General features: G+C 53.6%; 22 protein-coding genes. 6 read left to right on the forward strand and 16 right to left on the reverse strand.

All coding sequences use genetic code 11. From position 1 onward, the window contains the following. Window positions 1-54 precede the first annotated feature (54 nt). Genes ACYJL1_RS02090 through ACYJL1_RS02100 form a run of 3 tightly spaced genes read left to right on the forward strand, consistent with a single transcriptional unit; the run spans window position 55 to window position 2,881 of the window. Window positions 55-1,122, forward strand: coding sequence for an ABC transporter ATP-binding protein (locus ACYJL1_RS02090; protein ID WP_460896807.1), 1,068 nt, complete (start codon window positions 55-57; stop codon window positions 1,120-1,122). 5 nt (window positions 1,123-1,127) lie between these two features. Next, window positions 1,128-2,033, forward strand: a complete 906-nt coding sequence (locus tag ACYJL1_RS02095; protein ID WP_460896808.1) for an ABC transporter permease — start codon at window positions 1,128-1,130, stop codon at window positions 2,031-2,033. 2 nt (window positions 2,034-2,035) lie between these two features. Further along, entirely contained in the window at window positions 2,036-2,881 is an 846-nt protein-coding gene (locus ACYJL1_RS02100; RefSeq protein ID WP_460896809.1) for an ABC transporter permease, read from the forward strand. Between the two features lie 52 nt (window positions 2,882-2,933). On the opposite strand, the gene ACYJL1_RS02105 is transcribed toward ACYJL1_RS02100, so the two are convergent. From ACYJL1_RS02105 to ACYJL1_RS02120, 4 genes are all read right to left on the reverse strand, one after another. Beyond that, window positions 2,934-3,962 carry a Gfo/Idh/MocA family protein gene (locus tag ACYJL1_RS02105; RefSeq protein ID WP_460896810.1) on the reverse strand — a complete coding sequence of 343 codons (1,029 nt, stop codon included), beginning with the start codon at window positions 3,960-3,962 and terminating at the stop codon, window positions 2,934-2,936. Further along, window positions 3,959-5,002, reverse strand: coding sequence for a Gfo/Idh/MocA family protein (locus ACYJL1_RS02110; protein WP_460897907.1), 1,044 nt, complete (start codon window positions 5,000-5,002; stop codon window positions 3,959-3,961). Before ACYJL1_RS02110 ends, ACYJL1_RS02105 begins: the two co-directional genes overlap by 4 nt. 8 nt (window positions 5,003-5,010) lie before the next feature. Then, on the reverse strand, window positions 5,011-6,201 hold the full coding sequence (locus tag ACYJL1_RS02115; RefSeq protein ID WP_460897908.1) for an ABC transporter substrate-binding protein: 1,191 nt from the start codon (window positions 6,199-6,201) through the stop codon (window positions 5,011-5,013). A 175-nt stretch (window positions 6,202-6,376) separates the two neighbouring features. Continuing rightward, on the reverse strand, window positions 6,377-7,903 hold the full coding sequence (locus ACYJL1_RS02120; protein ID WP_460896811.1) for a UxaA family hydrolase: 1,527 nt from the start codon (window positions 7,901-7,903) through the stop codon (window positions 6,377-6,379). A gap of 528 nt (window positions 7,904-8,431) precedes the next feature. On the opposite strand from ACYJL1_RS02120, the gene ACYJL1_RS02125 reads away from it, so the two are divergent. Beyond that, the gene (locus ACYJL1_RS02125) at window positions 8,432-9,871 is read left to right on the forward strand and encodes a calcium-binding protein (protein WP_460896812.1); all 1,440 of its coding nucleotides are present in this window, start codon (window positions 8,432-8,434) and stop codon (window positions 9,869-9,871) included. A gap of 41 nt (window positions 9,872-9,912) precedes the next feature. Here the strand turns inward: ACYJL1_RS02125 and ACYJL1_RS02130 are convergent, their stop codons facing one another. The 9 genes from ACYJL1_RS02130 to ACYJL1_RS02170 form a co-directional block, all read right to left on the reverse strand. Beyond that, the gene (locus ACYJL1_RS02130; protein WP_460896813.1) at window positions 9,913-13,086 is read right to left on the reverse strand and encodes a GH92 family glycosyl hydrolase; all 3,174 of its coding nucleotides are present in this window, start codon (window positions 13,084-13,086) and stop codon (window positions 9,913-9,915) included. Window positions 13,087-13,495: 409 nt separating this feature from the next. Beyond that, complete coding sequence (locus tag ACYJL1_RS02135; protein ID WP_460896814.1) at window positions 13,496-14,767, reverse strand: polyhydroxyalkanoate depolymerase; 1,272 nt, start codon at window positions 14,765-14,767, stop codon at window positions 13,496-13,498. Window positions 14,768-14,954: 187 nt separating this feature from the next. Then, a complete protein-coding gene (locus ACYJL1_RS02140; protein ID WP_460896815.1) occupies window positions 14,955-15,242 on the reverse strand; it encodes a DUF1330 domain-containing protein in 288 nt (95 codons plus the stop codon). Between the two features lie 55 nt (window positions 15,243-15,297). Then, window positions 15,298-16,008 (reverse strand): orotidine-5'-phosphate decarboxylase, encoded by a 711-nt coding sequence (pyrF, locus tag ACYJL1_RS02145; RefSeq protein WP_460896816.1) that lies wholly within the window; start codon window positions 16,006-16,008, stop codon window positions 15,298-15,300. Between the two features lie 62 nt (window positions 16,009-16,070). Further along, the gene (gene pmtA / locus ACYJL1_RS02150) at window positions 16,071-16,667 is read right to left on the reverse strand and encodes a phospholipid N-methyltransferase PmtA (RefSeq protein ID WP_460896817.1); all 597 of its coding nucleotides are present in this window, start codon (window positions 16,665-16,667) and stop codon (window positions 16,071-16,073) included. An 83-nt stretch (window positions 16,668-16,750) separates the two neighbouring features. Continuing rightward, entirely contained in the window at window positions 16,751-17,878 is a 1,128-nt protein-coding gene (dnaJ, locus tag ACYJL1_RS02155) for a molecular chaperone DnaJ (RefSeq protein WP_460896818.1), read from the reverse strand. A gap of 262 nt (window positions 17,879-18,140) precedes the next feature. After that, the gene (dnaK, locus tag ACYJL1_RS02160; RefSeq protein ID WP_460896819.1) at window positions 18,141-20,060 is read right to left on the reverse strand and encodes a molecular chaperone DnaK; all 1,920 of its coding nucleotides are present in this window, start codon (window positions 20,058-20,060) and stop codon (window positions 18,141-18,143) included. A 241-nt stretch (window positions 20,061-20,301) separates the two neighbouring features. Then, window positions 20,302-21,288 carry a Gfo/Idh/MocA family protein gene (locus ACYJL1_RS02165; RefSeq protein WP_460896820.1) on the reverse strand — a complete coding sequence of 329 codons (987 nt, stop codon included), beginning with the start codon at window positions 21,286-21,288 and terminating at the stop codon, window positions 20,302-20,304. A 64-nt stretch (window positions 21,289-21,352) separates the two neighbouring features. Continuing rightward, on the reverse strand, window positions 21,353-22,243 hold the full coding sequence (locus ACYJL1_RS02170) for a LysR family transcriptional regulator (RefSeq protein WP_460896821.1): 891 nt from the start codon (window positions 22,241-22,243) through the stop codon (window positions 21,353-21,355). 97 nt (window positions 22,244-22,340) lie between these two features. On the opposite strand from ACYJL1_RS02170, the gene ACYJL1_RS02175 reads away from it, so the two are divergent. Beyond that, window positions 22,341-23,336 (forward strand): aldo/keto reductase, encoded by a 996-nt coding sequence (locus tag ACYJL1_RS02175; protein WP_460896822.1) that lies wholly within the window; start codon window positions 22,341-22,343, stop codon window positions 23,334-23,336. A gap of 38 nt (window positions 23,337-23,374) precedes the next feature. Here the strand turns inward: ACYJL1_RS02175 and ACYJL1_RS02180 are convergent, their stop codons facing one another. The 3 genes from ACYJL1_RS02180 to ACYJL1_RS02190 all read right to left on the reverse strand — a co-directional run bounded on the left by ACYJL1_RS02180 (window position 23,375) and on the right by ACYJL1_RS02190 (window position 24,835). Next, window positions 23,375-23,578 (reverse strand): hypothetical protein, encoded by a 204-nt coding sequence (locus ACYJL1_RS02180; protein ID WP_460896823.1) that lies wholly within the window; start codon window positions 23,576-23,578, stop codon window positions 23,375-23,377. A gap of 96 nt (window positions 23,579-23,674) precedes the next feature. Beyond that, complete coding sequence (locus ACYJL1_RS02185; protein ID WP_460896824.1) at window positions 23,675-23,989, reverse strand: hypothetical protein; 315 nt, start codon at window positions 23,987-23,989, stop codon at window positions 23,675-23,677. 60 nt (window positions 23,990-24,049) lie between these two features. Next, window positions 24,050-24,835 carry a helix-turn-helix domain-containing protein gene (locus tag ACYJL1_RS02190; RefSeq protein WP_460896825.1) on the reverse strand — a complete coding sequence of 262 codons (786 nt, stop codon included), beginning with the start codon at window positions 24,833-24,835 and terminating at the stop codon, window positions 24,050-24,052. A 121-nt stretch (window positions 24,836-24,956) separates the two neighbouring features. Here ACYJL1_RS02190 and ACYJL1_RS02195 point away from each other — a divergent pair, with 121 nt between their 5' ends. Then, the gene (locus ACYJL1_RS02195) at window positions 24,957-25,346 is read left to right on the forward strand and encodes a hypothetical protein (RefSeq protein ID WP_460896826.1); all 390 of its coding nucleotides are present in this window, start codon (window positions 24,957-24,959) and stop codon (window positions 25,344-25,346) included. The last annotated feature ends 59 nt before the right edge of the window (window positions 25,347-25,405 follow it).

Genomic DNA, 25,405 nt, shown 5'->3' on the forward strand with positions numbered 1-25,405 from the left:
CCGAACATTGAGCCATCCGGTTGAACCGGATGGCTTGTAATTATGAGGTAATCGATGCTGCTTGCGTCATCCCCATTCAACGAAATCCGTCTTGACCGGATGAGCCGTGCCTTTGGTTCGCACAATGCGCTTAAGAATGTGTCTCTCTCGATCCGAAAGGGCGAGTTCATCGCTTTGCTTGGTCCCTCCGGCTGCGGCAAATCAACAGCGCTAAACTGTATTGCCGGCCTGCTATCCACAACAGGTGGTGGCATCTTCATTGACAATAAGCGTATTGACACTTTGAAGCCGGAGGATCGCGGTTTTGGCATGGTATTCCAGAATTACGCGCTTTTTCCACATATGACTGTTCGGCAGAATATTGGCTTTGGTTTGAAGATGCGCCGTGTGCCCAAGGCTGAGGCCGAGAAGCGCGTTGAAGAGGCATTGAACCTGGTCCGACTGCAAGGTCAGGGCCATAAATTACCCGGCCAGCTTTCCGGTGGTCAGCAGCAGCGCGTGGCCATTGCCCGTGCCATTGTCATCGAACCGCCATTGGTGCTGATGGATGAGCCGCTTTCAAATCTTGATGCGAAGCTGCGCCTTGAAATGCGTGCTGAGATCCGCCGTATTCACAATCAGCTAGGCGCAACAACCATTTATGTAACGCATGATCAGGATGAGGCTTTATCGCTTGCTGATCGCGTTGTCGTGCTGCGTGACGGCGAGATCCGTCAGGTTGGTGTGCCAAGCGATCTTTATGAACGGCCTGACCATTTGGACGTGGCTGAATTCATGGGATACCGCAATCGTCTCACGGGCAAAGTCGTTGCAATTGATGGCGATAAAACCAGCATTGCCGTTGGTAGTTCGACCCTTTCCGGAATAGCTCGGAATAGTTTGAAGGTTGGCGATACGGCAGTTGTTGCCGCTCGTGCCGATGATGTCATCGCCGGGACGAAATCCGGGACGACCGTCGAAGCTATGGTCGAGACCATCGAATATCGTGGTCGTGAGTTCGTTGGCACAGCTCGCACGGCAGAAGGGCTTGAGCTTGTGTTTCATGCCCCACAGACAGCGGCCCTTGGCAGCTCTATCTGGCTTTCAGTTGATCCGGCGCGTGCGCTGGCTTTTGCGGCATGAATGCCATGACCAGCGTAACCTCAACGCCTTTCGACAGTCATCCATCACTGCGTCAGCGGCTTGCTCTGCGCGGGATTGATGGTGTGACCTTGCTGGTATTGCCTGCGGTTATCTTCCTGCTGGCAGTGTTCATCTATCCCTTCATTTACGGCCTCATCCTGTCCTTTGAACCCAAAGAGGGAGGCATGTTTGCCAATTATCAGAAATTTTTCTCGGATCCGTTTCTCTATGACACGATTCTGACAACGCTTTGGCTCGCAGTGCCTGTCACGCTGATCAGCATTGCCATAGCCCTGCCGGTTGCCTTCCGCGTGCGGCTGATGACCCATCAGCGTTTACTCACGACAATTCTGGTTTTACCCGTCACGCTTGGTACAGTGCTTGTCGCTGAAGGATTGTTGAACTACCTCGGCCCACAGGGTTGGTTCAGCCGTACATTGATGCTGATTGGCATGATCGACGGTCCGGTAAAGCTGACCAATAATTACTGGGGCGTTTTCGCCTCACTGATCATCACAGGCTTTCCGTTTACCTTCCTGCTAACCCTCTCCTATGTTTCGGGTATCGACCCCGCTCTGGAGCAGGCGGCTGCCACCCATGGTGCAAAAAGCTGGCAGCGTTTTCGCTATGTGATGTGGCCCCTGCTGGTCCCCGGTCTTACGATCGCATTCTGTCTGTCATTTGTGCAGGCTTTCGCGGTCTTCCCTTCCGCCGTTTTGCTGGGCGCACCGGCCGGACCTACCCGCGTCATATCCATTGCAGCCTATCAGGCGGCTTTCGAGCAGTATGACTATTCAATGGCATCGGCCATTGCGATGATCATGGCAGCCGTCCAGTTGCTGATCGTCGTCTCGCTGCTCTCTATTCGTAACTTGTTCTATCGCGGCTCGACCGCTGGCGGAAAGGGCTGACGATGATCCGTGATACGACCATTGGAGCAAAGCTCTGGATCACTGCCGTTTGGGCGGTGGTTGCCTTCTTCATCATCAATCTTCTGGCGATGATCGCGACAGTCATCATATCGTCTTTCGGCACGCGCTGGCTCGGCACCTGGTTGCCCGCCGGCTGGACGACAAAATGGTATTTCACCGCATGGTCGGAGTTCCAGCTTAGCGATGTGCTGATTGTTACATTCCAGATTGTCTTCACCGTGGTGGCGCTCTCAGGTCTTCTCGGTGTGACGGCTGCCTATGCACTGGCGCGCCGAAACTTTCCAGGCAAAAAACTGATCATGCTTTTGTTCCTGCTGCCTCTGTTGGTGCCACCGATCACTTTCGGCATCCCACTCGCTACGGTCCTCTACCAAGCGGGTGTAGGCGGGACGTTCTGGGGCGTTGTTCTCGCCAATCTGGTGCCGACAGTGCCCTTCGTCATCCTCGTAATGATCCCCTTCATCGAACAGATCGATCCGAAGGTTGAGGCCGCCGCAAGGGTATTTGGTGCCGGTACATTCCAGTTGTTCAGATATGTGCTTTTGCCAATGCTCCTGCCCGGCATACTCGCGGCGCTGCTGCTGGTGCTGGTGCGTACAGTGGCCATGTTTGAGCTGACCTTCCTGACTGCCGGACCAACCAGCCAGACGCTTGTCGTCGCGCTCTATTACTCGGTGTTTGCGTCCGGCGTGCGCGCTGTGCAGTCAATTGATGCCATGGCTGTCGTCTATATGGTCACGACGCTGGTCTGGTTGCTTATCGCCTTGCGCTTTGTCAACCCGACGCAGATCGTGGCCCGCGCCAAGACACAACAGACAACGGCTTGATTTTACGCATGCAAGAAACCCCGCCGGAGCAATCCGGCGGGGTTTTCATTTTTTAAACTGCTTCAAAAACTGGCTGGGTATTGGACGGATCAGCGCGAATGATATCTGCAATCAGCTTTTGCGTTGCCAAGGCTTCCTCACCCGTTACCAGTGGATCGCGGTTTTCGGCAACTGCCTCCAGAAAATCGGCAATGAGCGCCCGATGTGCATCATGCGGAAAATCCATGATATTGGCGCCACTGCCGGACTTGCCTTCTGCCTCGACAATTTCCTCGCACCCGTCCAGCCATGAAAGCTTCAAGGCACCACCCACAAGATGAGCAGAACCGAGCGAACCGATAATTTCCAGTGTCTCGGGGAAACCAGGATAGGCTGCTGTCGTGGCCAGAAGAGATGCTGGAGCGCCATTGGCCAATGTCATTAACGACGTCACATGATCTTCCGATTCCATGCAATGCAGCGACGTGGTTCGTACCTGGGAGGCCACGACTTTGCTGACAGGAAGAAGTGAACGGAACAGATCCAATGCATGGATTGCCTGCGATAGCAGGACGCCTCCCCCATCGCGTGCGAAGGTGCCTCTTCCGCCCTCATCATAGTAGCTCTGTGGCCGCCACCAAGGCACACGCAGCGACGCAGCCTGGATTTCACCAAGACTCTTTTCTTCCAGCGCTTTGCGCAGCCTGATGCTGGCGAATCTGAACCTGTGTTGCAGCACAACGCCGAATGTTCGTCCACTAACACGACCGGACGAAACAATCTGCTCTGCGCGCTGCAATGTAATGTCCAAAGGCTTTTCCAGCAGCACATGCTTACCAGCAGCAAAACCCTTCTCGGCGATTTCAAGGTGGGCATTGGCGGGTGTCAACACCAGCAAAATGTCCACAGAAGCATCAGCGATGGCAGCATCAACATCGGTAGTCACCGGAAAGGGGAAAGCCCCCGAGAACTCTTCCGTCCGCTCCCTTGTCCTGCTGGCAGCCCATACCACATCTACCTTATCCCGAAGATCGACAAGGCTTTTTGCATGGGGCAGCGCCGCCGGTCCAAGGCCAATGATCGCAAGGCCGGGCTTTTTCATTGCTTGTTCTCCAGCGGTCGGAACGCTGGACGATCCACAAGGACGGTCGCGCGTTTCTGTGCTTCAAGCGCCAATCTGCTGACGGTAAAAGCGTGGCTTTGCTTCATCGTGGTTTCGCTGCGGTCGCGGACATCCGTCAGAAAGGTTCTGAAGTAGGTGATCGGTTCCTTGCTGGCATCTATATGTTTTGTGCCCTCGCTGTTGACGAGAAACACGTGATCTGTCCCGTCGCGACCGGCAATATCGACGTATTTGCGCAGCTCGATCGTACCTTCTGTGCCAAGAATGATCAGCCTGCCATCGCCCCATGTGGAAAGCCCATCGGCAGTAAACCAATCCACGCGTACATAGCCGGTTGCGTGGTCACTACGCAGTAAAACTTCGCCAAAATCCTGAAATGCTGGAATATCGTCGGCACCAAAATGGCCTATTGCACTCGATATGATCTGCGCATTATCCGACCCTGTATAGGTCAAGAACTGATCGATCTGGTGCGAGGCAATATCGACGAGAATACCGCCATAGAAGTTGGGATCAAAGAACCAATCGGGGCGAATGACGCGGTTCAACCTATGCGGCCCGAGACCGATAGTCTGGATCACACGCCCGATGGAACCCTCATCAATCAGCTTCTGGGCAATTCCGGTCGCAGGGACAACAAAACGCTCCGAAAAACAGATGGAGAATATGCGTCCCGTTTCGGCTACGACCTTTTCAACCTCTGCAAGCTGCGCGTAATCGGTGATCCCCGGCTTGTCCGACATCACATCTTTGCCAGCCTTCATGGCCGTAATGGCAATCGCTGCACGCTCATTCGGCACTGCGGCTGTGACGATTATATCAATCGATGGATCATCGATAAAAACCCGGCCATCGGGCACGGATTTCAGGTTTGGAAAACGCTCTTCGATGCCCTCGAGAATTTTCCTGTCTGACGTTTGTGAAACGAAACCGGCGCACTCAGCGCCAGCTTCAATCAAACCATTGATCATATGGTAGATATGACGATGATCAATGCCAATGACGGCAAATCGCATGATTATACCTGCTACTTGTTCGTCTTGTTGGCACCAACTTCGCGATCCCATTTTTCGAATGCTGCAACAAGCAATTGCGGCTTCAAGGGGGCCTCCACCGGATACTTGGCAATCATATCCTCATAGGCAGGACGGCCAAACTCGGCGATAACATCCTGGCTTTCCTGCGGGGCCAAAGTGAGGGGAACGTCCTTCACTGCGGGACCTGGATAGAAGTAGCCTTTGTCATAGGTATAGGCCTGCTGCGCCGGTTCGAGCATATAGGACATGAGTTTCAACAACACAGCCACTTTGTCGTCAGCAACGCCACGCGGAATACACATGAACTGCGTGTCGGGAACCCAATGGGTTCCATCCAGCGCAAAGGTTTCTGCTTCTTTGGGAACCACGCCAAGAACACGCGGATTTATGTCCCAGCCAAAAGTGGACACGATCATATCGCGCGTACCTTCGGCGAATTCCTTCATGGTCGCAGTGGTGCCGGGTGGATAATAGTCAATGCCTTGGTCGAGTTCTTTCAGATAGGTCCATGTCTTCTCCCAGCCATTGATGGGATCGCTTGGGTCCTTATCGCCGAGAATGTAGGGCATGGCCATCAGAAAGGTCCAGCCGGGACCAGAATTGACCGGTCGAGCGTAACAGAAGCGACCGGGATTTGCCTTGACCCAGGCAAGCAGTTCATCCGCATTCTTCGGTACGGTTTTGACGCGATCAGGCGCATATTCAAATAATGGGCCGGAAGGCGAATAGACGACAGCCACACCTTCGTTCTGGCCGAAGTTCTTTTGCATCATGAGAGCCTTCTCATGATAGATTTCATCGGCTTTCGGCAAAAGGTCCGGATATCTCGTCCAGACATCAATCCATAGCCCTTGTGTAATGCCATCTGACATAGCGCCGGGGCCTGTCAGCACCAGATCAATATCAACCCTGTTTGCACTTTGCTGTGCCTTGAGCTTGGCTGGAAGCTCCGGTGACGGCGCGCGCGAGAAAATCACTTTCGATATAAGTGACGGATTTTCCTTGGCAAACTTCTCGATTGCGGCCTGTGTTAGCTGCAGATTACCAGCCACATCAATGATGTTCAGTGCGACAGGTGAAGACGGCAAAGATAGTGATTGCGCAAAAGAAAAGCGCGGCAATGCAGTCATTCCGGCAATGCCAGCCAATCCCCCGATTGCTTGTCTGCGATTAATTCGGATCATTATTTTCCTCCCAGAAATGACCGATTATTCTTATTTCTCCCAAAACAAGAATAACCATATTAGTATATTAATTCAGGGAAAAGCAACCCGTCCTTGATATTTGCCTCAACTGCCAACGCAATAAAAAGGGAGCCTCGGCTCCCTGATTTACTCATTCTCTTTCAAAATAATCTTACATGGTGGCGCCGATTTGCCATGGCACAAATTCCGCATCGCCGTAGCCCAAGGCCTCGGATTTGCTGCGCTCTCCGGAAGCAATCTTCAGGATATGCTCGAAAATTTCGCGCCCCTTGTCCTCTATGGAGACGCCATCGAGGACATCACCGCAATTGATATCCATATCCTCGATCATTTGCGTGTACATCGGGGTATTGGTTGCCAGCTTGATGGATGGCGTCGGCTTGCAGCCATAGGCGGAACCACGACCGGTGGTGAAAGCGAGAATGTTGGCGCCACCTGCCACTTGACCCGTTGCGGAAACCGGATCGTAACCGGGCGTATCCATGAAAACCAGACCGCGCGCGGTGACAGGTTCGGCATAGCCATAAACTGCTTCCAGCGGCGTCGTTCCCGACTTTGCTACCGCGCCAAGCGACTTTTCAAGGATGGTGGTCAGGCCGCCAGCCTTGTTGCCGGGTGACGGATTATTGTTCATTTCCATGCGGTTACGCGCAGTGTAATCTTCCCACCAAGCAATGATCGATTGCAGACGCTCGACCGCTTCAGGGTTCGAGGCGCGCTCGATCAGAAGGTGTTCTGCCCCGTAAATCTCCGGTGTTTCCGAGAGGATGGCAGTGCCGCCCTGTTGCACCAGAAGATCGACAGCGGCACCCAAGGCCGGATTGGCGGTAATGCCGGAATAACCATCGGAGCCGCCACATTGCAATGCGAGCATGAGCTCCGATGCGGGAATGGTTTCACGCTTCACATTTGCCGCTGTCGGCAGCATATCACGTATGGCAGCTACGCCCGCTTCCATGGTTTTACGCGTACCGCCAACCTCTTGAATTGTCAGGCTGCGGAATGTGTCGCTTTCGACGATATTGTAAGCTTCTTTCCAGCGTCCGATCTGGAATCCTTCACAGCCGAGGCCGACCATCAACACCGCGGCAATGTTGGGATTGGTCGCATAGCCCCACTGGGTACGCTTCAAAACCTCGTAGCCTTCCCCTTTGACATCAAGAGCACAGCCGCCGCCATGAACCAGCGGAATGATGCCGTCAATCATCGGATAGTCGTCAAGAATGCCGGATTTCTGCACAGCTTCGGCTATAAAACGCGCGACTGAAGCAGAACAGTTTACGGAGGTCAGGACGCCAATATAGTTGCGCGTACCGGCGCGGCCATTGGCGCGGCGAAACCCTTCAAAAACAGCACGTTGGCCAATCGGTAAGACACCATGAACGGATGTGGCATGGGCCGCGTCCGGCTCACGCGCGAAGTCACTATAATCAAGATTGTGTTCATGCACCCACTGGCCGGGCTCAATCTGCTTGGAAGCGGAGCCAATGATCTGCCCGAACTTACGCACCGGCTCACCCATGGCAATCAAGCGGGAAGCGAGTTTATGGCCGCGCGGCACGCGATCCGTCACGGTAACGTTTTCAATGCTTTGCCCGACCTGAAACGTATCAACAGCAACGACGACATTGTCGCTGGCATGCAGGCGCAAATGCCGCGGTGCAGTGAGGGTGTCCATGTAACTCTCCAATTGGTCAATTAATATATTAGTTCGCCGTGCGCGGGGTTGCAATGTGTCAAGATGAAACAGCGGAGACATTCTGGATCAAACGCCTTGCTGGCGGCGATATATCAACCGAGCACAACCAAATCACACGCAAAAATCGAAAAAATGCCGTCAAATTCGTCTCTTTTTGCGCGCAAATTCAATGAATCCTGCGGAATTTTGAACCGACAGTGCCAAAAAGTGCGGGGGACAGGGAGATTATAAACCTTCTTTAACAGGTCTTCGGCGGCCACCGCCAAATTTTTTTGAACGGGCCGCAAGTTACAATCAATGGCGTACCGTCTGTTACTCCACACCGCAATTGTTGAATGATAAGCGAAATTCACAATATATTTTAATTCAACTTTTGAAATATATTGTGCCTATATTTCAAACATACTTTGTCATAAAAAATTGAGTTGGAATAAAGCTAATTTTGTAGTTCATATCTCAACTATACCCAACCTGTTCGAAGAAAAACTCTCCAGCTCGAGGACTATCATGACGCTCAATAAATCCCTGCTCGACCTTTTGAATGTTCAACCGGAAAATGGTCTCGACGAGATTATCATTGGCAATGATGGCGATGACACAATCTTCGGTGGCAGCGGCAACGAGTACATCGAAGGCGGCAGCGGAACGGATTTGCTGTTCGGCAATGAGGGCACCGATACGTTGGGTTATGCCAGTTCGAAAGAAGGGGTCATGGTACGCCTCGGCGGACTTGACGGCTCCGGTGCGCTGGGCGGCTGGCATGGAGATGCGGAAGGCGATCGGCTCGCGGTCGGCTTCGAGAATGTTGTGGGCTCTGCTTTCAACGATGTCATTTCGGGCGATGCCGGAGACAATGTTCTGGCTGGCCTCGACGGAGATGACGGTCTTGGTGGCGGTGCGGGCGATGACACCTTGGTCGGTGGCGCAGGCAATGACTGGCTTGACGGTGGAACAGGCGACGACAGGCTGCTTGGCGGCGAAGGCGAGGACTACGCCTATGGCGGCGATGGCAATGATATCCTCGACGGCGGCAATGGCGATGACAGGCTGAGCGGCGACGAGGGCAATGACCAGCTGCTCGGCGGCAATGGTAATGACTGGCTCGACGGCGGCACAGGCAATGATTACCTCAATGGCGGCGAGGGTAATGATCATATGCGCGGCGATGCTGGTGACGACACGCTGATCGGCGGTGCTGGCGATGATATTCTGAGTGGTGGTGATGGCGACGACCGCATCAATGGTGGTGAAGGCAACGATGCGATCGACGGCGGCGAAGGAACCAACTGGATTGACGCCGGGGCTGGCGATGACGAGATCCATACCGGCGGCACAGCAAACTGGGTCTATGCTGGCGACGGCAATGACAAGGTGTTTGGCGGCGACGGAGATGACCGGATCAGCGGTGATGCCGGTGACGATCAGATCAATGGCGGAGCGGGCACCGATTGGCTGGACGGCGGTGATGGCAATGATACGCTTCTGGGCGGTGCAGGCGATGACTTCCTTCGCGGCGGGTCGGGCAATGATGTTCTGAACGGTGGTGAAGGCGATGACCGGCTGAATGGCGGCGATGGCAATGATATCCTGAATGGTGGGGCTGGCAATGACTGGCTGAGCGGCGGAGCCGGGGCCGACACTTTCCTCTTTGATACGTTCGGGCATGGCGCGCAGATCACCGATTTCAACGCAGCGGAGGGCGACAGGATAGATCTCAGCCGCCTTGATGCGGATACAAATACCGCTGGCAACCAACCCTACCATTTCATAGGCGAGAGCGACTTTTCTGGTACCGCAGGCGAGTTACGGATCGTTGTGCCGGAGCAGGCGAGCGATACGCATTATCTGCACATTGAGGCTGACAGCGACGGCGATGGCATCGCGGATTTGATCATTGCGGTCAACGAAACGGACCATGATTGGTCGGCAAACGACTTCAGTCTTTGATGGAAATGAAAAGGGCCGCTTCGCAAGCGGCCCTTTCCTCCTTATTGAATTATCTGCGGGCCGGGCAGCGGTTTGGCTGTCGCCTTGCCGTAATCCGCACTGGGCCCTGACGGCGGCGTCAATTCCGGTGCGGCACCCCAGTCCGTGGTCAGCTTGGAGAGCGCGAAGCTCAGCTTGCCGCCCTTGGCGATCTTTTCCAGTGGCAGCCATGTGCCAGAATAGACCGCATCACCCAACTTCATCTCTTTTACGTAGCGAACATCGTCGAGCAATGCCCGCTGGTCGGTTTCAATGCGCAATTTCTTGCCATTGCCCAACCAGAGATTGATCCCGGAGAACTGTGGGGTCGAAACTGCAAATCCGGCTTCGGAAGGAATAACAGGGTAGAGGCCGAGCGCAGCGAGAACATACCAGGTCGATGTAGCGCCCATATCGTCATTGCCGGGCAAGCCGCCGGGATTGGTCGAGAAGTTTTTGTTCATGATGACAGGAATGACATATTGAGCATGTTTCGGTGAGCCAGCCCAATTGTATGCCCATGGCGTCTGGAATGAGGGCTCATTGCCAATATAGAATGTTTTTCCGCCTTCACCGCTATTGAGCTGGGTGCCCGTAGGCTCAGTTCCTGTGAAATCCTTAAAGGCAAAGAGCTTGTTCAACCTGTCGAGCGCGGCACTCTTGCCGCCGAGTTTTTCAATCAATGCGGTCCAGTCATGCGCAAAAGCCCAGAGGTAGTGCTCTTTGGTTCCTTCATGGAAGAACTTACCCGAATCGGCCCAATTACCCTTGGCATCTTTTGCGCGGAGCTCTTTCTTCGTATCGTCGAACAGATTTATCCAGTTGGAGGAACGGGCTGCTTTGCCGCCAACGCCCGCAAGCAGCTCATCGATCTCAGCCTTATCTGCTGCTGCGGTCGGCAATGCTTTCAAAAAGGCGCCAATAGAACGGTCTGACGTGACCATCTCAATGGTAGCAGAGCCGACATACCATGGATCCTTCGCCGGGAACCCAGCCGGAACATAACCAAGCTGCTTGTAAGTCGGCAAAACGGGCCCGTCATCATTCCGTCCAACGCTCAATTTATCATTACAGGCGCTGTCATCCTTGAAAGCAGATTGCTTCATGAAAGCACGCATGGATTCGATGTCGAAATTGCGAGCGCCAAACATATAGGAGCCAGTCACAATGTTGGGAGCATGGTCACTTTGCATGGGAATTGTATCATCGCTGCCATCCACCCAGTGCGGAAGCGCTCCGCACTGCTTTGCATCCGCAACAAGAGACTGCATCATCTCGCTGGCCTCATTTGGAGCGACAAGAGCAATCAGCTGCGCTTGCGAGCGGTACGTATCCCACATTGAGAAGCCGGAATAATGGGTTTTGTACCCGATATCCTTGCCATTCAGCTTGAACTTATAATTGGAAACATTCTCCGTTGCTCGAACCGGCAATGAGCCTTTTGCAGGAAAAGGCTTTGGTTGTTTCATGCTGCGATAGTCGCCATTCACATCGCTATAGACAGTCGGACCACTATAGACGCGATAAAGGGCGGTGTAGAACTTTGTCAGATTGGTCTTGGCGACTTTGACTTTGGCGTCAGAAAATTTGGCAAGTTCCTCCGGTTTGGCAAGATCAAGCTGGATTGTATTCAGGCGCTGATTCCACTCGGCTGAAGCCTGTTCTTTGAGCGCATCAAACGATATGTCCTTGTTTTCGGTCTCCAAATTCAGCTTGGCGTTTTCAACACTGACTGAGGAAATGCCAATCTTTATATTCGCGGTCTTGCCCGCATCCGTCAGATCAAAATGCAAACGCACGGCGCCATTGTCGACAGAAGATGATGCTGTCTTGAGCGGCTTGTCAAAGGTGGCGTAAAAATAAACCGGCTTGAGCCAGGTCCCGTCACAAAAGGCACCAACAACGGATTTGCCTGATACGGATTTGTAGTCTGCAGATAGTTCGATGCTTGAGCCATTTTCGCCTCCAGCAGCAACTTTCATCCCGTTGGATTGTTTTGAATCAATGACCAATACCGCCTTGGTTGCATCCGGCCAAGTGAAGCGCGCCATTCCAGTGCGTGTTGTTGCCGTCAGCTCGCTGACAATGTTGTTATCGAAGGCAACCTTGTAGAAGCCCGGTTCTGCCATTTCGTTTGTGTGCGAGTAGCCAGCTGCTTGAAGCTTGAAGTCGACTGTATCAGTGCCCGGCATGATCGCAACGCCACCCTGACCGCGACAGCCGGGGCCGTTCAGATGTGTCATGCTGAAGTGTTCGATTGATCTGTCTGTGTAATTATAACCACCAGAGCCGTAGCCCCAAGGTTGACCACTGCCCCTGGTATCCGGCCCGAAACTGACCATGCCGAACGGTGTTTGAGCACCCGGGTTGACATTGCCGGAATGCTTCGGCCAAGCGGCCACGTCTGCATCTTTCGTCCCAATAAACGGATTCACAAATTGCGTCAGACCGGCAATGTCCTCACGCACCTCCGGCAGGAACGGCTTGAGGTCCACTGCAAGCTTGCCAAGCCGCTTCTCGAGCGCTTGCCGCGAAAGATCACCTGCCTTTGACGCTGCTGCCAGCTGCGCCAGCTTGGCGTCGATGGTTTTATGTGCTGCATCAAATTGCGCCTTGCTGGCTGCCTTGGATTCCAGTGCCTTGATGTCAGCTTCCAGCTTGGCCAGACTGGTGATATCACCTTTCGTCGCCAATGCTTTTGTAAGGTCATCGCTGAGTGTTTTGTACCGCGTATCCAGATCCTTGACCTTGGCAAGCTCTTCTGGTGACAGGGCCGTTGTCTTCAGCTGGTCAATATTGCTTGCAAGAGCAGTCAATTGAGCTTGCAGACCTTGCAGCGCGGCAATGCTGCTTTCTGCAGCCTGCATCTTTGACTTCAATTCGGCAATGTCGCTCTTGAGCGCTGCAAGGTTCATAGCCCTGAAATCACTCAGGCCGGTTTCGGCAGCAGCAATTCGCGCTTCCAGCTTCGCCACAATGCCAAGCCATTTCGTTTGGGCGGCAGCCAGTTGCGCATCACGTTTCTTGTTCGTGCTTTGCAACTGGTCAAGCTTTGTTTTCACTGCATCGAAGGTGCCTTGCGACACGCTGGGGGTCTTGGCGGATTTATCGACATGCTTTTTATCCGATTCACCCTTACAGCCGGAAAGCATGGTCGTGCCAAGAAGCATGGCGACAAATGTGCGTTTGAAAAACATGGTCCCTCCCAAATGAATTTTCATGAAATGTTTTGTAAAAAAGCGTATGAAACACGCGGGCGATTGCAGCACCGCTAGAGCAAATTTTGTTTATATAGAGCCATTCTGTTTATCGGATGACGAGACAATCCACGCGGAAGGTGGCGAGGTCGATGTGGTTCCATCGGACGAAGCTGCCTGACAAAGTGGTTGACCGTCAGCCGGAAACCCGAAGGGCCGGGTGAATTTGAGCCCTCCCAAGGCGATTTAAAACGATTAGATATTGGTTTTGTCTATTTCCGCCCGGTATGGAGTGTCAATCCGACCTTAGTCTAAGAGAGGCTGAGGCGAGTCACGACTGATCGAACTAGTCCCCAACGGCAAAATAGGGGACCCATATCAGAAGATCAGGGATTAGGTATCGTCGGTATCAAGCGCGTCGAGTGATCGGCGTTACGTTTGATTGACGTTTGGCCTGCGCGTGTTCGTTAACGAATTTGACAATCCGCGGGGCAATTTCAGCGCGGAATCTTGACCCATTGAAAACGCCGTAATGTCCGACTTTTGGCTGCAGATAGTGCATGCGCATATTATCAGGAATATTCACGCAAAGGGTTTGTGCAGCCTTCGTCTGGCCAACGCCGGAGATATCGTCGTTTTCACCTTCCACGGTCAACAGCGCAACATTGCGGATGGCAGATGGATCAACCAGCTGGCTTCGATGCGTCATTTCTCCCTTGGGCAAGGCGTGACGCACGAAGACTGTATCGACAGTCTGCAAATAAAACTCGGCTGTCAGATCCATCACCGCAAGATATTCATCATAGAATTCGCGATGCTTGTCTGCCGAATCGCCATCTTCCTTGATCAAATGCACAAAGAATTCTTTATGAGCAGTAATGTGCCGGTCGAGATTCATGCTCATGAACCCCGAAAGCTGCAAGAATCCCGGATATACATCACGCATGAACCCGGCATGGGGCCATGGAACAGACATGATTACATTTTCGCGGAACCAGTCGATGCCTTTTTCTTCGGCAAGCTTGTTCACTGCTGTTGGATTCTTTCGCGTGTCGATTGGCCCGCCCATGAGTGTCATGCTGGACGGTGCAAACTGATCGTCATTGGCTTCCATGACTGCCACAGCAGCAAGCACCGGAACAGAGGGCTGGCAGACAGCAACAACATGCGTATCCTCGCCCAATGCATGAAGCATTTCAATGACATAATCGATATAGTCATCAAGGTCAAAAGAACCCTGGCTCAAAGGAACGCTACGCGCATCAACCCAATCGGTAATGTACACCTCGGCATCGGGAAGCAGCGCCTCAACCGTGCCACGCAACAAAGTCGCATAGTGACCAGACATCGGAGCCACGATGAGAATCTTGGGATCTGGAACTCGTTTTGCCGGCAGCGAACGCTTGAAATGAATCACATTGCAGAACGGCTTCGACCAGACGATTTTCTCGCGAATGTCCGTTTCAACGCCATCCACGACAGTGGTTGGAAGGTTGAATTCGGGTTTTGCATAGGCTCTGGTGGTGCGTTCAAACAGCTCGCAGCCAGCAGTGATGGATCGTCCAAGAACCGTTTGTGATAATGGATTCAACGGGTTGTCGTAGAACAACTTGGTGGCGTCAGCCAGAGCGCGATATGGCTGAAGCGCGGCATGGTTGAGTTCATAAAGCTGGTAAAACATTCCACCGTCCGATCGATCAACACAAATGCAACCCAAAGAACATCGCACTCACAGGTGAAAAAGTTCTTGATTGGTCAGTGACCCTATCCGGTTTTGACAATATTGCAATGCAACAAACGGATAAGGCCAGATAAAAATGCCTTACCTTAAATGACGCCTCAAGCCATTGAAATCATTCTCTAAATAATCAAGCACCCTCGACAATCAACATTTCTGCGTCTGCCACACTTTGCCGAATTGCCTTAGCCGCCTGATATTCAGGCGAATTATAACAATCCAATGCTGCCTGAACTGAGGGGAATTCAATCACGACATTGCGCCCACGGGCCTGACCTTCCAATGTATGAAATGGACCACCCCGCGCGAGAAAATGAGCGCCGAACTTTTCAAAAGCTGGTTTTGCCGTCGAAACATAATCCTTATACCGTTCTGCATCCCGAACATCGACGCGCGCTATCCAATATCCCTTGGCCATGATTACTCTACCTTCTGCAATTGAATTGCTCTTACAGGTTGAAATTTTCTTTAGCTCAGGCCGGCGCAAATCCGTTTGCCATTTCGCTCAGGATCAATTCGGCCGCTTTACGCCGGTCTTGTGCAGCAACAATCGGACGCGCAACCACCAGATGTGTAGCCCCCGCACGAAGTGCATCCCCGGGCGTCATCACCCGCTTCTGGTCTCCAACTTCAGAACCCGCTGGTCTTATACCGGGCGTCACGATATTGAGTTTTGGCCCGACAACCTTGCGTACGCCGGACGCTTCGGCAGCTGAACAGACAATTCCGCCCATGCCGGCATCGGCGGCCTGTTTGGCGCGCTTCAGAACGAGGGCTTCCGGACTATCCGCATAACCGGCATCAAGCAAATCCTGCCCGTCCATCGAAGTCAGAACAGTCACGCCAAGAAGGCAAAGATTCGACCCCTGCGCCGCTTCAACGGCGGCTCTCATGGCCTTCGGATAGGCATGGAGCGTGAGCATCGATACGCCCATTTTGACAATGTTCTCGACGCCTTTGGCAACGGTATTGTCGATATCAAGGAGCTTCATATCCAGAAAGACTTTCTTGCCGGACCTCACCAGATCGGACGCAAAATCCAATCCGCCGGCAAAAGCCAGCTGATAGCCGATTTTATAGAAAACCACCGTATCTCCAAGTTCGCTGACAACCTCGTTGGCCGCTTCAATTGTGGGCACATCGAGGCCAACGATCAGGCGCTCGCGCAAAGCCGCATTCGTCATGACAAATCACCTTTTCTATTGATCGTATTCCAATCGCACAGAAACGGCCAACAGGAAAGAACCTAATCGGCGCGGCGATAGACCCACAGACGCGCAGGCGGCACATTGCGGATAATGAAATCGAGATGCTCTACCTTGTAATTGCCGCGTCCGGCCGGAATCGGCGACATGGGGCCATAGGTAATTTGAACCACAGGACGACCGTGCGGGATACGGCGCAAAAGATCTTCGATGATCTTTACGCGATCGCCAACAGGAAAGTTCAGCATGGGGACCGCCGAAATAACAGAATCAAACTTCTGATCCCGCTTATCCCCGAGTGTTTTATCCAGGTCGAAAGCGTCGCCTTCAATGATGTTCACGCCAGGAAAATCTTCGCGCAAATGTTCGGCAAAATCTGCCGAATACTCAACACTGTAGAGGTTGGATGGCTCGACGCCACGCTGCAAAATGGCTTTGGTGATGACACCCGTTCCCGGACCGAGCTCCAGCACGGGGAGGCCGGAATGGGGATTGATGACACTTGCCATGCGGCGGGCAGTGACGGAACTCGTCGGCAAAATCGATCCGACCGCCTTGGGGCCATGCATCCAACCCTTGAAGAAGCGGATTTCCTCGCCGAATTTTTCGGCAAACTTCTTGCCCAGTGGTCGTGACATGCCATTCCTCCGTCGCAGCAAGAGCAATTTATGATGCAACTGATGGTAGACGCAAGGCTGCGGCTTGCAAAAACATCAAGAAACTACTCGCTCAATCCCTCAAAGAAATCCTTCATCCGCGAAAAGAATCCAGTCGATTGCGGGCTATTGTCCTGCGAAGAAACACGTTCGAATTCCTCCAGCAATTCACGCTGCTTCTTGTTGAGGTTTTGTGGGGTTTCAATCGCGATCTGAATATAAAGGTCGCCCATGGCGGGCTGCCGTAGAACCGGCATGCCCTTGCCTTTCAGGCGGAACTGCTTGGCGTTCTGCGTGCCTTCCGGAATCTTGACGCGCGTTTGGGTGCCATCCAGTGTCGCCACCTCGAACTGGCCGCCAAGCGCAGCCGTTGTCATTGAGATCGGGACTTTGCAATAAAGATCGGCGCCATCGCGCTGGAAGAATTCATGCGGCTTCAGCGACAGGAAAATATACAGATCGCCCGATGGACCACCGCGCAGACCGGCCTCGCCTTCACCCGTGAGGCGAATGCGTGTTCCGTCTTCGATACCGGCTGGAATATTGACCGAGAGCGAACGCTCTTCGGTGATGCGTCCCTGACCGCTGCATTTCGGGCATGGATCTTTGATGATCTGGCCGCGACCGTGACAGGTCGGACAGGTGCGCTCAATGGAAAAGAAACCCTGAGCCGCACGCACACGGCCGGAACCGCTACAGGTGCCGCAGGTAACCGGCTGTGTGCCTGGCTTGGCACCACTGCCCGAGCATTCGTCGCACGTAATGGAGGTCGGCACATGGATTTGCGCCGTCTTGCCGGCATAGGCTTCTTCGAGCGTGATTTCCATATTGTAGCGCAGATCTGCACCGCGTTCGCGTCCACCGGAACGGCGTTGACGCCCGCCGCCCATCATCTCGCCAAAAATATCTTCGAATATATCAGCGAAACCGCCGCTGCTGCCGCCAAATCCGCCGCCGCCCATGCCGCCATTTTCAAAGGCAGCGTGACCGAAGCGATCATAGGCCGCGCGCTTTTGCGGGTCTTTCAGCGTTTCATAGGCTTCGCCGATTTCCTTGAACTTGTGCTCGGCATTGGCATCGCCCGGATTCTTGTCAGGGTGGAATTGCATTGCCAGTTTACGGAAAGCGCTCTTCAGCTCTTTCTCATCAGCGCCTTTGCCTACGCCGAGGGTTTCGTAATAGTCAGCCTTCATCCAAATACTCGTTCCATGGGATCGCAAGCACTTCCGTAGAAGCTCGTTTAAGAGCGGTATTTAGGTGTTCACGCCCGTAAATGCCATAGTTAACTTACATTGATTCTAAGGAAATGGCGCATATTTACCGATTATCGCGTTTGTGTGGCACATTTCTACGCTCGGCCAGCGCTGCTTTTTGGAAATCCCAAACGGGTAGATGACTAAAAGTCAAAAGCCCGGCTGGGTGGCCGGGCTTTTCGTTGAATGCTAAGCGTTAAGATCAGGCAGACTTCTTCTTGCCGTCTTCGTCGATCTCTTCGAAATCGGCATCGACAACATCATCATCCGCTTTGGCTGTTGCGTCGGCTTCTGCGCCTTCGCCAGCTTCGGCAGCCTGTGAGGCTTCGTACATTGCCTGACCAAGTTTCATCGAAACTTCGGCAAGCGTCTGTGTCTTGGCCTTGATGTCTTCAGCGTCATCGCCTTCAACAGCAGTCTTCAGCTCGGCAAGAGCGGTCTCGATCGAGCCCTTGTCTTCAGCCGAAACCTTGTCGCCATAATCCTTCAGCGACTTTTCAGTCGAATGGATCAGAGCTTCAGCCTGGTTCTTCGACTCAACAGCATCGCGGCGCTTCTTGTCGCTCTCGGCATTGGCTTCGGCATCCTTGACCATCTTCTCGATATCGGCGTCGGAAAGACCACCCGATGCCTGAATACGGATCTGATGTTCCTTGCCGGTGCCCTTGTCCTTGGCCGAAACGTTGACGATACCGTTGGCATCAATGTCGAAACCGACCTCGATCTGCGGAATGCCACGTGGTGCTGGCGGAATACCAACCAGATCGAACTGACCAAGCGACTTGTTGTCGGCAGCCATTTCACGCTCGCCCTGGAAGACGCGGATCGTCACGGCAGACTGATTGTCTTCGGCCGTGGAGAAAGTCTGCGACTTCTTGGTCGGGATCGTCGTGTTGCGCTCGATCAGGCGTGTGAACACGCCGCCAAGTGTTTCGATGCCGAGTGACAATGGTGTTACGTCGAGCAGAAGAACGTCTTTAACGTCGCCCTGCAGAACGCCAGCCTGAATGGCCGCACCCATGGCAACAACTTCGTCCGGATTCACACCCTTGTGTGGTTCCTTGCCAAAGAAGGCTTTAACGATTTCCTGGATCTTCGACATGCGGGTCATACCGCCGACGAGAACCACTTCATCGATTTCGCCAGCCTTGAGGCCTGCATCCTTGAGCGCGGCCTTGCATGGCTCAACCGTGCGCTGGACCAGATCGTCAACGAGGCTTTCGAACTTCGAGCGTGACAGCTTCATGGTCAAGTGCTTTGGACCGGAAGCATCTGCCGTGATGAATGGCAGGTTGATTTCAGTCTGCTGCGATGAGGAAAGCTCAATCTTGGCCTTTTCGGCAGCTTCTTTAAGGCGCTGCAGAGCAAGCTTGTCGTTCTTCAGGTCGATGCCCTGTTCTTTCTTGAACTCGGCTGCGAAATACTCGACCAGACGCATGTCGAAATCTTCACCGCCAAGGAATGTATCGCCATTGGTGGACTTCACTTCGAAGACACCATCGCCGATTTCCAGAACGGACACGTCGAATGTACCACCACCAAGATCGTAGACGGCAATGGTCTTGCCTTCCTTCTTGTCGAGGCCATAGGCCAGAGCAGCAGCAGTCGGCTCATTGATAATACGCAGGACTTCAAGACCGGCAATTTTGCCTGCATCCTTGGTTGCCTGACGCTGGGCATCATTAAAGTAAGCCGGAACAGTAATAACGGCCTTTTCAACCTTTTCGCCCAGATAGGCTTCGGCTGTTTCCTTCATCTTCTGCAGGATCATCGCAGAGATCTGTGAAGGTGAATACTTCTTCTTGTGGACTTCTACCCAAGCGTCGCCATTGTCGCCCTTGACAATTTCATAAGGAACAAGCTTCTTGTCCTTGGCAACAGTCGGGTCTTCATAGCGGCGGCCGATAAGACGCTTGACCGCAAAAACGGTTCCTTCCGGATTTGTTACAGCCTGACGCTTGGCCGGCTGGCCAGCAAGGCGCTCATCACTATCCGTGAAAGCGATGATCGAAGGCGTTGTACGTGCACCTTCTGCATTCTCGATGACCTTCGCGCTCTTGCCGTCCATGACGGAAACGCAGGAATTGGTCGTACCCAGATCAATACCGATAACTTTAGCCATTACTCTTCTCCATTCAGCAGGCTGCCGGGACCTCTGCCGAGCATTCCATACGGGCAGCCCCTAGGGGTTTAACAAAATCAGGGCTGCCGGGGCGGGCAGTTCCTTACAGTGTTGAGGGCTATATAAGAAGGGCTAAATTGCCATGCAAGTAAGAAGCAATGCAATTTACACCCTTAATCGCCCAAAAAGACACATAAAAAGGGGTTTTTAGCCCGTTTTACGTGGTGACATGCCAGAGTCGTCAGACCGTTTCCCATTGGCCGCTCTCATCAGACCGATAAACGGCATCAATGAGCTTTTGATTCCGCACCGAATCTTCCAGCGAAAACACGCCAGCCTTTTCGCCTTGAGCTTCGCGGGCAAATGCCTCGACCTGCAACCTATAGTGGTTGACACCGCCGAAGTTGAACTCCTGTGCGCCATCATGCGCGGCGTTATGCAATGAAACCTTCGCATGGTCATACTTGCCCGTGTTGAAAGGTGCCAGTATCTCGATGTAACCCTTGTCACCGTGGAAAACGATAGACTGCCGGGCGGCAAGCTGGGTTCCGACATAGAAGCTCAATTCGAAACCATCAAAATCGGCGCGGACGCTGGCATAGCGGTCCGTGCCAAAATCCGGATCCCGCTCGACTGTTGCGGCAACGCGAAGCGGTTCCTTGCCGGTAACAAAACGCGTGGCGACAGTGGGATAGACGCCAATATCGGGCAAGGCACCGCCGCCCAGCGACAGCTGGTTACGCATGTTACCCGCATCCTTGTTGAAATAGGTGAAAGCGGCCTGAACCTGACGCAAGGCTCCGATGGCGCCGCCCTGCACCAGCTCACGCACCTTCAACCATTGCGGATGATAGGTGATCATGAAGGCTTCCGAGATCAAGACGCCGTGTGTATCGCGGGCGCGCTGCAAGGCAGCAATCTGGTCGGCATGCAACGAAATCGGCTTTTCGCACAGGACATGCTTGCCGGCTTCTGCCGCCTTTAACGACCATTCGACATGCTGCGACGTTGGCAAGGGAATATAGACGCCATCAATATCCTTTGAGGCGAGCATTTCTTCATAGGAGCCGAAGGCATGGAGAGCGCCAAAACGATCCGCGACCGCGCGTGCCCTCGCCAAGTCACGGCTGGCAATGGCTGACAGGACAGAATTTTCCGCATCGCAAATAGCGGGAATAACCGCAGTAACACCAATTTTGGCAGTAGACAGAACACCCCAGCGAAACATGACAATTCCTCTTCATAATGAGCGGGCGCACCCTATTGCACTTCGGTCACGGAAGGAAAGGCGTTCAACCGGTATATTTGAAGAAATCGATAAATGCGCGCATTGCGGGGCGCATCTGCCTGCGGCTTGGATAGTAAAGATAGACGCCGGGAAATGGCGGGCACCAATCCTCCAATACGCGGCGCAGGCGCCCGTCGGCTATTGCTTCAGGCACCATGTGCTCCAAAAGAAACGCAATGCCCACGCCGCCAAGCACGGCTTCCAAAACCAGCCTGTCATCGCCCAGAACAAGCGGTCCATCGACGTCGAGAACGATCTCCTCAACTCCTTTTTCAAACTCCCAGCGATAAATCTGGCCGCTGGCAAACCGGCGGCGGATACAGCGATGATTGAGCAAATCACGCGGATGCAGGGGAACGGGATTGCGCTTGAAATAGTCCGGCGTGGCGACAACACTGCCGCATATCGTATCGCTCATGCGGACGGCGATCATGTCTGATTCCAGACTTTCACCAAGCCGCATTCCCGCATCCATACCCGCGGCAACAATATCGTTGAACTTTTCCTCGACCCGCAGTTCCAGCGTGATGCCGGGATAGGTCTGGCTGAAGTCTGCAAGTCTCGGACCAAGCAACCAGTGCGCGGCAAAGGGCGGTACGCTGAGCCGAAGATTACCAGCGACACGATTATTGGCTTCCTTGACTGCATCCAGTGCCAGGTCGATCTCGCCAAGCGCGGGTTTGAGACGCTTCAACAGTATCGCCCCCTCATCCGTCACGGCGACGCTGCGCGTGGTGCGGGTCAACAATCTGACACCCAGCGACTGCTCCAGCGAGGATATGGCGTGGCTCACCGCTGAAGGTGCAATGCGCAGTTCTTTGGCAGCACCGCGAAAACCACCGCAGGCGGCGACCGTGGCAAAAATGGCAAGTTGGGGAAGATGAGAACGATCCATTGATCTATAATATAGAACAAGCTGTGAAATTTTAAGCGAATTATCGAACAGCGATTTGCGACCTATGTTTACTCCATCACACCAAAGGAGACCAGTGATGGAAAAGCGCAAACTTGGAACCAACCTCAATGTATCGGCTGTCGGCCTCGGCTGCATGGGCATGACTTTTGCCTATGGCGGACAGGACGAAGCAGATGCGATCCGCACACTTCACCGCGCCATCGATATCGGCGTGACCTTCTTCGATACTGCCGAAGTCTATGGCCCATTCGACAATGAGATTCTGCTCGGCAAGGCTTTCAAGGGTCGCCGCGACGAGGTTGTGATCGCGACCAAATTTGGATTCAAGATTGCCGATGAAGGCGAAGGCCCGTCACGCATGGTCGGTGTCGATAGCCGCCCGGAACATTTGAAGGCAGTTGCTGAATCGTCTCTGGGCCGCTTGGGGATCGAACAGATTGATCTGTTCTACCAACATCGCGTCGATCCCAATGTTCCTATCGAGGAAACAGTTGGGGCCATGGCCGATCTGGTCCAGCAAGGCAAAGTGAAAGCGCTGGGCCTTTCAGAGGCAAGCGCCGCCACGATCCGCCGCGCGCACAAGGTGCATCCCATTGCCGCGGTTCAGAGCGAGTACTCCTTGTGGAGCCGCGAGCCGGAAGATGAAGTATTTGCCGTTTGCCGGGAACTTGGGATCGGCTTTGTGCCCTATAGTCCGCTTGGCCGCGGCCTCCTGACCGGCACAATCAGCAAGCCTGACGAACTTGGTACTGATGATTGGCGCAAGACTTTGCCGCGCTTTCAGGCGGAGAATATGGATGCCAATGCTGTACTGATCGCAACATTGAAAGGGCTGGCTGCCGGTAAGGGTGTGACAGCGGCGCAATTGGCGCTCGCCTGGGCCCTGCATCAGGGTGACTTTATCGTGCCCATTCCCGGCGCTCGCAAGATCAAGCATCTGGAGGAAAATGCGGCTGCTGCCGATATCAAGCTGACAGAAGCTGAACTGACCCGCATCGGCGATGCTTTAACGCCGGATCAGGTGGCCGGAAGCCGCTACACGGAAGCAGCACTGGCTCTTGTGAACGGTTAAACGATAAATGCGGGGCGCTGAACCATCAGCGCCCCTGTTCATTTCCGAACCTCTGTCGGATCAAGTGGAATGCTGTTGCCATTCGGATCAAGCAGTGCTTTCTTTATGGCGTTGAGGAACATCTCGGGATCGTCAATAACCACCCTGACGCTCTTGTGTTTCTTGAACGGATTCAGGCCAGAGAGCTTTAATGTCGCTGTCCTTTCGTCATACCGGATTTCCTGCAATTCGCGGATACGCATGTCACCAAGTCCTTGCTTTAGCATTTGCAGCTGAGCTTTTCCGAACCTTGTGTCACAATCAAGTCCAGCGACAGACAGCGCGATTTGAAGGCCCGTCTATACCGCGAGAAACACACCGGAAATGGTTGTGAGCATCAATGCACCGCCAGCAACGCCTGCCATCTGTCGCCTGTCCAAAAACACATGAGATGCTGCAAATTCGACAGCGACAAGAAACACGATCATTGCGAGGACAGGGTCCGAGGCAAGGCCGGGGTAAATGAGCGACATTATAATATAAAACAGCCCAATGGCAGACAGCCCAAACACAGCGACCAAACCACCCTGCCAGATCTTCGCACCTGTCTGGATTGCGCCAATCATACTGCCGAGAACCGTGGTAACTGCTAACACGAACAGCAAAACCTGCATCAACTCACTCCTGATTTCAGGCTTGAACCTGCATCGGCAAGCTGACAATGCGCTGAACGATCAGCGGCCCGCACTTTCGGCAATGGCGCGTGTTGCATCATCCGCAGGAAAATACTGCTCGATGAAAATGCCCTCGGTCAAAACCTCCTGTGCGGAACCGAATGCCGTGAGCGTCGTGATCCAGTTTGTCACCATATCGCCAAGCCGCAAGCGGGCAGTGATGACGGGCGGTGGATTTCTCTCGCCTTCATCATTGCGTAACAGGGCGGAAATCTCCGCATCATTTTCATAGGCCGCCAGGCGCTGCGCCAAACCGCTTTTAGGCCCGTAAAGGCGGGCCTCATTCCGCGCCCTTTTCAAGAACAGCAGGGCAACTTCGGGCCAGTTTGTAATTGCCTGCCGTACGGGACCCGGCTCAAGCACCAGCGCCAGAATATTTATTCCCGGGGCTACTGATATGCCGAGCCCACCCGCCAAAGCAGCAAACCCGGTATTGGCAGCGAGAATGTCATAGTCAGCATCGAAGGCGACCGCAGGCCAAGGCTCATGTTTTTCAAGGATCAGATGCAGCGTATCGCGGATCAGAACAGGCAAGCCTGCCAACCCCTCCCGTTCTGCCGAAAAATAACGCGGTGCAAAACCGGCAGCGCTGAACATCTCATTTTGTATTTTGTAGGGCAGCTCAAGCGCCTCACAAATGCGGATGATCATGCCTTCCGATGGTCGGGCACGTCCGGTTTCAAGAAATGACAAATGACGTGAGGAGATGCCCGCCTCAAGCGCAAGATCCATCTGGCTCAGATGCCTGTGCGAGCGCCATTGCTTCAACTGATCGCCAAACTCCATGGGATTCTCCTTTCAGTCAATCTGAATCAAATACACCGCAAAACCCATTACCTCTAAGGTAATTGTTTTGCTTACGTCAAATCGACATGCTTGCCCCATCAGCGCAACAAAGGAGAGCGACATGATACAGATCAATCTGAAGGATGGCATGATGATCAACGCGATTTTGACCGGCGTCACTGGTCTTGGGCTTGCTATGTTTTCCCAGCTTGCCACTCAATATTTGATGCCCGGAGCGCCCGCCTGGCTAATCATGGGACTGGGCATAGCACTTGTGCTCTTCGCCCTCGATGTCGCGCTGATTGCTCAATGGAAAGTGCAGTCACGACCTCTTGTTGGATTTGTTTTTGCAGCCGACCTGCTCTGGGTAATTTGCGTGCCTGCAATTCTTCTGTTGATACCTTCGGCCTTTACGCTGCTTGGCGTGGCCGCCAGCCTTGCGGTCACTGCTGTGGTCGCCGTCTTTGCCCTGATTGAATGGGAGGGGTTGAAGCGTTTGCAGGCGGCATAATTGCCGGACTGATCAATGAAAAAGGGCGCAGCGCGCCCTTTTGTGTATTTAACAAATGT

Source organism: Phyllobacterium sp. K27 (assembly GCF_054796155.1).